This is a genomic window from Streptomyces showdoensis (assembly GCF_039535475.1).
Classification (GTDB): Bacteria; Actinomycetota; Actinomycetes; order Streptomycetales; family Streptomycetaceae; genus Streptomyces; species Streptomyces showdoensis.
This window is the reverse complement of sequence record NZ_BAAAXG010000028.1, coordinates 739,295-746,539: the sequence shown is the minus strand read 5'-3', so window position 1 is coordinate 746,539 and position 7,245 is coordinate 739,295. Positions and strand designations below refer to the sequence as shown.

The following is a 7,245-nucleotide window of genomic DNA, read 5'->3' as shown; positions in this document are numbered from 1 at the left end:
CGCGGACGACGAGCTTCTCCTGGGACCCGAGGCCGAGGCTCTTGGCCGTCGCGGCGGAGTCCGCCTGGGCGGCGCGGATCAGCGCGGCGCGCTGGGCCGGCGAGAGGTCGGCCGGCAGCTTGCCGGGGTTCGCCTTGGAGGCGGCCTGCGCCTTCGGGGCGGCACCGAGCTGGTCGGCGGTGGCGGAACCGGTCTGCACACCGACGGCGATCATGGCGGCGGCAGCGATCAGGGCGCCGGTCGCGGTGGCGCGACGGCTGGGCGTGGATCTCACGCAGACTCCTTTTGCGAGGGGGGTACCGGGAGGGCTGGGTGATGCCGCCCGGGCTGAGCAAGCAGAGCTGTGGAGCACGTACGGGTGATGCGCTGAACGTTGGTGCGAAGAGCCGGGGGAGAGAGTGGCAGTTGTGGCCGCCGTCTGTCAGGAGCGCGTCAACAAGTTGGCCGGAAATCGTCCGCTGTTTGAAGGGCTCTGTTCGTTAAGCGGACGTTTCACCGATCATGACCGCGATGCCGTCCAGCGTTCTCCTGAGGCCGAATTCGAAGAGCGACTCCAGGCTCAGCACGAAGTCGCCCTCCATGGTCAGGGCGTGCAGGAAGGGGTACGTGCCCGAGGACTGGATCGCATCGAACCGTGGCTCGTTCTGATCCATCCACTCGTCGTCCGAGATCCCCGAATCCTGCCGCGCCCGCACCTCCAAGTCGTCGGCCATTCCCACCCCTTGGACGTACGCGAAGATCGCCAGATGGCTGTGCAGCTTCTGTTCCGCCGTCATCGGGGTCGACCGCAGCACCGCCAGCACCCACTCCGTGTACGCCATCGCGTGCGGCGCGGCGACCGGACGCAGGAAACCCGCCATCGCGTGCGCCATCCACCCGTGCCGCGTGTACACCCCGCGCAGCCACCGTGCCGCCCGCTCGAGCCCCGTCCGCCAGTCGGCCGGGACCGGGCCCAGCGGCACCTCGGCGCAGACCGCGTCCGTCATCAGCCGCACCAGCTCGCCGCTGCCCGGCACGTGCCGGTGCAGCGCCGTCGTCGACACCGACAGGAGCGTCGCCAGCCGGCGCATCGTCAGCGCGCCCAGCCCCTCCGCGTCGGCCAGGGCCACCGCCGCCGCCACGATCCGCTCCCGCGACAGGCCCGCCGCCGGGCCCGCGCCCTCCGCCGAAGGGCCCACGACCACCGTGCCGACCCCCGGCTCCGGGCGCACCAGGCCCTCCTGGCGCAGCGCCGCCAGCGCCTTCGTCGCCGTCGCCATCGCGACCCCCCACTCGCGGGTGATGGCCCGCGTCGACGGCACCCGCGCGCCCGGCGCGAGCTCCCCGGTGCGGATCCGGCGGCCGATCTCGGCGGCGATGGACAGATAGGGCGGACGGCTGCTCATGGGCGCGGAGTGTACTAGTGCACCCCCGTACGGTGTGCACCCCGTCCACCAGGGGATTCTCCGTCCAGGACGGCAGTGCACTAGGGCGAGGATGGCGGCCCGTCCGTCGCCTTGCTTCCTTGCTCCCATGACGCTCACCACCCCGCCCCGCGCCGCCGGCGAAGCGCTCGCCGGCCGCCGCGAATGGACCGCCCTCGCCGTCCTGATGCTGCCCCTGCTCCTCGTCTCCATGGACGTCTCCGTCCTCTACTTCGCCCTCCCCGCGATCGCCGCCGAACTCCGCCCCGGCGCCACCGCGCAGCTGTGGATCCTCGACATGTACGGCTTCGTCCTCGCCGGACTCCTCATCACCATGGGCGCCCTCGCCGACCGCCTCGGCCGGCGCCGGCTGCTCCTCGGCGGCGCCGCCCTCTTCGGCCTGGCCTCCTGCGCCGCCGCCCTCGCCGACGGCGCCGGCACGCTCATCGCGGCCCGCGCGCTCCTCGGCGTCGGCGGGGCCTGCCTGATGCCCACCACCCTCGCCATGATCCGCACCCTCTTCCGCGACGAGGCCCAGCGCGCCAAGGCCGTCACCACCTGGACCGCGGTCATGGCCGGCGGCATCTCCCTCGGGCCCATCCTCAGCGGAGCGCTCCTCGAACACTTCTGGTGGGGCTCGGTGTTCCTCGTCAACCTGCCCGCCATGGCCCTGCTCCTGCTCCTCGGCCCCGTCCTCCTGCCCGCCGGCCGGGGCACGCCCGGGCCGGGCCGCTTCGACGGGTGGAGCGCGCTGCTCTCCCTCGGCGCGGTGCTGCCGACCGTCTACGGCGTCAAGGAGTTCGCCACGGACGGGTGGTCGCCCCTCGCCGCGCTCGCCGTCGCCGCCGGCCTCTGCGTCGCCGCCGCCTTCCTGCGCCGCCAGTCCCGGCTCGCCCACCCCATGGTCGACCTCGCCCTGCTGCGCCGCCCCGCCTACGGCGGCTCCGTCCTCGTCAACCTGCTCGCCATGGCCGCGACCGTCGGCTTCGCCGTCTTCACCACCCAGTACCTGCAGTCCGTCCTCGGCCAGAGCCCCTTCGAGGCCGCCCTGTGGAGCCTCGTGCCCACCCTCGGCGTCATGGCCGCCGCCCCGGCCGCCGCGGGGCTCGCCCGGCGGACCGACCGGGCGTACGTCATGGCCGGCGGGTTCCTCCTCGCCGCCGCCTGCTTCGGGTGGCTGGCCCTCGTCGACCTCGGCACCCCGCTGTGGGCCGTGCTCACCGCCTGCGCCGGGTACGCGGCCGGGATCGTCTCGGCCATGACCCTCGGCAACGAACTCGCCCTCGGCGCCGCGCCCGTCGAGCGGGCCGGGGCGGCCGCCGCGGTCCTCGAATCGGGCCAGGAACTCGGCGGAGCCCTCGGCATGGCCGTCCTCGGCTCCGTCGGCACCGCCGTCTACACCGCCGCCATGCCCTCCGGGGCGCCCGTCGCCGCCCGCGAGACCCTCGGCGGGGCCCTCGGCGCCCCCGCCCCCGTCCTCGCCGCGGCCCGCGCCGCCTTCACCGAGGCGATCGGCGGGGCGGCGGTCGGCGCGGGGGTGCTGATGCTGGTCGCCGCGGGTCTCTCGTACGGGGTGCTGCGGGGGCGGCGGGTGGGGGACTGAGGGGCGTGTCGGCCGGGTGGCCCGCTGACCGGGGCCCTGGTGGGCCCGGTCGCCGCGTCGCGCGTCGGTCCGGTGGGTCGCAGGGGCCCACCGGGCCCCTCAGCCCACCAGACTGTCGCGCCAGGCCTTGTGCAGCCCCGCGTACCGGCCCTCGCCGCCGACCAGTGCCGCCGGTGAGCCGTCCTCCACGACCCGGCCCGATTCCATCACCAGGACCCGGTCCGCCACCTCCACCGTCGACAGGCGGTGGGCGATGACCACCGCCGTGCGGCCCGCCAGGACCGTGTCCATCGCCCGCTGCACCGCCCGCTCGCCCGGCACGTCCAGCGAGCTGGTCGCCTCGTCCAGGATGAGCACCGCAGGGTCCGCCAGCAACGCCCGCGCGAAGGCGACCAGTTGGCGCTGGCCCGCCGAGATCCGGCCGCCCCGCTTGCGCACGTCCGTGTCGTAGCCGTCCGGCAGCGCCGCGATGAAGTCGTGGGCGCCGATGGCCTTCGCCGCCTGCTCGATCTCCTCGCGGCTCGCCTCCGGGCGGCCGATCGCGATGTTCTCCGCGACCGTCCCCGAGAACAGGAACGCCTCCTGCGTCACCATCACCACGCCCCGCCGCAGCTCCGGCGTCGCCAGCTCGCGCAGGTCCGCCCCGTCCAGCAGCACCCGGCCCTCCGTCGGGTCGTAGAAGCGGGCCAGCAGTTTCGCCAGCGTCGACTTGCCCGCGCCCGTCGAGCCCACGACGGCGACCGTCTGGCCCGCCGGGATCGTCAGGTCGAGGCGCGGCAGCACCTCGCCGCCCGTCCGGTACGCGAACCGGACCCCCTCGAAGACCACCTCGCGGCCCGGGGCGCCGGTGCGCACCGGCAGCTCCCGGGGCGCGGTCGCCTCCGGGACGCCCGGCCGCTGGGCGAGCAGGCCCGCGATCTTCGCGAGCGAGGCCGCCGCCGACTCGTACGAGTTGAGGAACATGCCGAGCCGGTCGATCGGGTCGTACAGCCGGCGTACGTACAGCACCGCCGCCGCCAGCACGCCCAGCTCCAGCGTGCCGCCCGCCACCCGGTACGCGCCCCACAGGCACATGCCGGCCACCGCCGTGTTCGCCACGAGCCGCGAGCCCACCACGTACCGGGCCATCTCCAGGAGCGCGTCGCCGTTGCTGCGCTCGTGCCGCGCGTTCAGGACCGCGAACTCCGCGTCGTTCGCCCGCTCCCGGCGGAAGGCGCGCACCGGCCGGATGCCGTTCAGCGTCTCCGCGAACTTCACGATCACCCCGGCGATCGCCGTCGAGCGGACCGCGAACACCGCGGCGGAGCGCCGGCGGTAGCTCCGGACCAGGAGGTACAGCGGGCCGAACGAGGCCACCGCCACCGCGCCGACGCCCAGGTCCAGCCAGAGCAGCATCAGCGAGATCGACACGAAGGACAGGGCCACGCCCAGGAGTTCCTGCAGGCCCTCGGAGAGCAGCTCGCGCAGCGACTCCACGTCGGTCGTGGAGCGGGAGATCAGCCGGCCCGAGGTGTAGCGCTCGTGGAAGTCGATGCTGAGATCCTGCGCGTGGCGGAAGATCCGGCCGCGCAGGTCCAGCAGGACGGCCTGGTTGATCCGCGCGGCCGTCCGCACGAACGCGTACTGGAGCAGGCCGCCGGCCGCCGCGCAGCCCAGGTAGCCGAGCGCCACGGCGAGGACCGGGGTGTGGTTCCCGGCGCGGAACGCCGGCACGCCCCGGTCGATCGCGTACGCCACCAGGAGCGGGCCCGCCTGGAGGGCCAGCTGCTGGACCAGGAGCAGGAGGACCGCCGTCGCGGCCGTCGCCCGGTGGGCGCTCAGGAGGGAGCGGAGGAGCCGGCCCGTGGCGCCGGGGGCGGTGGGGAGGTCGTCCTGGTCGAAGGGGTCGGCCGGGCCGGCCGGCGGTGCGGTGAGGGGTGCGGGGGCTCCTGGCGTCCCACGGCTGCCGGGCGGGGTCTTCCGTTCCGTGTTCGTGTCCGTCATCGGGGGTCCTCATGCCTTTCGCCGGACATCAGCCATGCGTACTCGGCGCTCTCGCGGAGCAGTTCGTGGTGGGTGCCGACCGCCGCCACCCGGCCGCCGGACAGCAGCGCCACCCGGTCGGCCAGCAGCACCGTCGACGGGCGGTGCGCCACCACCAGGGCGGTCGTGTCGCGCAGCACCTCCCGCAGTGCCGCCTCGACCTTCGCCTCCGTGTGCACGTCCAGCGCCGACAGCGGGTCGTCCAGGACCAGGAAGCGGGGGCGGCCCACGACCGCCCGGGCCAGTGCGAGGCGCTGCCGCTGGCCGCCCGACAGGCTCAGGCCCTGTTCGCCGACCTGGGTGTCCGCGCCCTCGGGCAGCCTCCCCACGAAGTCCTGCGCCTGGGCCACGGACAGGGCCCGGGACAGGTCCTCGTCCGTTCCCCCGGCCGTCCCCATCAGGACGTTCTCGCCGATGCTCGCCGAGAACAGGGTCGGCTCCTCGAACGCCACCGACACCAGGGAGCGCAGCCGTTCCCGGGGCATGAGGGTGATGTCCTCGCCGTCCAGGAGGATCCGGCCGGCGCTCGGCTCGTGCAGCCGGGGGACGAGGGCGGTGAGGGTCGTCTTGCCCGAGCCCGTGCCGCCCACCAGCGCCAGCGTCTCGCCGGGCCGGACGTGCAGGTCCACGCCGTCCAGGACGGGCGGGCTGCCGGGGGGCGCGTCCGGGTAGTGGAAGGTGATGTTCTCGAAGTGGAGGCCGGTGGACCGTTCGCCGGTCCCCCCGGCTTCCTCCCGGAGGGCGTCCTCCTCCTCGGGTTCGTCCATCACCTCGAAGTAGCGCTCGGCCGCCGTCGCCGCCTCCTGGCTCATCGCCAGCAGGAAGCCGATCGACTCCACCGGCCAGCGCAGTGCCAGCGCCGTCGCCAGGAACGCCACCAGCGTGCCCGCCGACAGCTGCCCGTCGGCCACCTGCACCGTGCCCAGCACCAGGGCGGCGCCCACCGCCAGTTCGGGCAGCAGCGTCATCACCGCCCAGATCCAGGCCAGCAGACGGGCCTTGGCCAGTTCCGTGCCCCGGAGCAGCTCCGCCAGGTTCCGGAAGGCGTCCGCCTGGCTGCGGTGCCGGCCGAAGCCCTTCACGATCCGGATGCCGAGCACGCTCTCCTCGACCACCGTGGTCAGGTCGCCCACCTGGTCCTGCGCCCGCCGGGTCACCACCGTGTACTTCCGCTCGAAGAGCGAGCAGAGGATGACCATCGGCGCGACGGGGGCCAGCAGCACCAGGCCCAGCGTCCAGTCCTGGGCGAACAGCACCGCGTAACCCACCAGGATCGTCACGCCGTTGACCAGTAGGAAGGTCAGCGGGAAGGCGAGGAAGAGGCGGATCAGCATGAGGTCCGTGGTGCCGCGCGACAGGAGCTGGCCGGATGCCCAGCGGTCGTGGAAGGCGATCGGCAGCCGCTGGAGGTGCCGGTACAGGTCGGCCCGCATCCCCGCCTCCACCCCCGCGAGCGGGCGCGCCACCAGCCAGCGCCGGACGCCGAAGAGGACCGCCTCGGTGATGCCGAGGAGGAGCAGGTACAGCGCGCCGAACCAGACTCCGGCCCGGTCGCCGGCCGTGACCGGGCCGTCGACCAGCCACTTCAGGACCAGGGGGATCACGAGCGACAGACAGGAGGCCACGATCGCGACGAACGCGGCGGTGAAGAGCCGGGCCCGCACCGGGCGTACGTACGGCCACAGACGCAGCAGCGCGCGCACCGTCGAGCGCCGTCCGGGGGACGATTCCTTGGTGGGTACATGTTCAGTGGGCATCAGGTCCGAGCCTACGGTTCACCCCTGACACGGCTCATGTGGTTTTCCGGCCACCGGGCGGGGCACCTCCCACCGCGAGACCGCTGCCGAGCTCTTCCTCAGCGAAGCCACCGTCAAGACCACCTGACGCACATCCACGCCAAGCTGGGCGCCGAGGACCGCGCGGCGGCCGTCGCCGTCGCCTACCAGCGGGGCATCCTCGGCGGCACCGGCTGACCGCTGCGCCCAGCGTCAACGGGCCCTGCGCTCCCGGACAACGACACCGCCCACCCGGGCGCGGAGACTGGACAGCGCACGGGACGGCTCACGGGGGACGGCGAGCCGCCACGTGCGCCTTCCCCCGCCGGCCACCGCCGTCGCGCCGTGGTGGCCGGCGCGGGGCCCACCGTCCGTCGGCCGCGAGCCGGTCCGTAGGATCCCGCCCGTTCGGCCGCGCGGCCGGAGGAACGGGTGACGAGGG

General features: G+C 74.3%; 4 protein-coding genes and 2 pseudogenes. 2 read left to right on the top strand and 4 right to left on the bottom strand.

Going from position 1 to position 7,245, the window contains the following annotated elements; translation table 11 throughout:
- Nucleotides 1-274 (bottom strand): annotated as a pseudogene (locus tag ABD981_RS37955) (M4 family metallopeptidase); the annotation flags it as partial.
- Nucleotides 275-479: 205 nt separating this feature from the next.
- Complete coding sequence (locus tag ABD981_RS37950; RefSeq protein WP_046905539.1) at nt 480-1,385, bottom strand: TetR/AcrR family transcriptional regulator C-terminal domain-containing protein; 906 nt, start codon at nt 1,383-1,385, stop codon at nt 480-482.
- A gap of 127 nt (nt 1,386-1,512) precedes the next feature.
- On the opposite strand from ABD981_RS37950, the gene ABD981_RS37945 reads away from it, so the two are divergent.
- Nucleotides 1,513-3,006, top strand: a complete 1,494-nt coding sequence (locus tag ABD981_RS37945; RefSeq protein ID WP_046905353.1) for an MFS transporter — start codon at nt 1,513-1,515, stop codon at nt 3,004-3,006.
- Between the two features lie 99 nt (nt 3,007-3,105).
- Here the strand turns inward: ABD981_RS37945 and ABD981_RS37940 are convergent, their stop codons facing one another.
- Together ABD981_RS37940 and ABD981_RS37935 are read right to left on the bottom strand one after the other, a co-directional pair.
- The gene (locus ABD981_RS37940; RefSeq protein WP_046905354.1) at nt 3,106-4,989 is read right to left on the bottom strand and encodes an ABC transporter ATP-binding protein; all 1,884 of its coding nucleotides are present in this window, start codon (nt 4,987-4,989) and stop codon (nt 3,106-3,108) included.
- Complete coding sequence (locus tag ABD981_RS37935; protein WP_046905355.1) at nt 4,986-6,785, bottom strand: ABC transporter ATP-binding protein; 1,800 nt, start codon at nt 6,783-6,785, stop codon at nt 4,986-4,988. Before ABD981_RS37935 ends, ABD981_RS37940 begins: the two co-directional genes overlap by 4 nt.
- 58 nt (nt 6,786-6,843) lie before the next feature.
- Here ABD981_RS37935 and ABD981_RS37930 point away from each other — a divergent pair.
- Nucleotides 6,844-7,001, top strand: a pseudogene (locus ABD981_RS37930) (response regulator transcription factor); the annotation flags it as partial.
- Between the last annotated feature and the right edge of the window lie 244 nt (nt 7,002-7,245).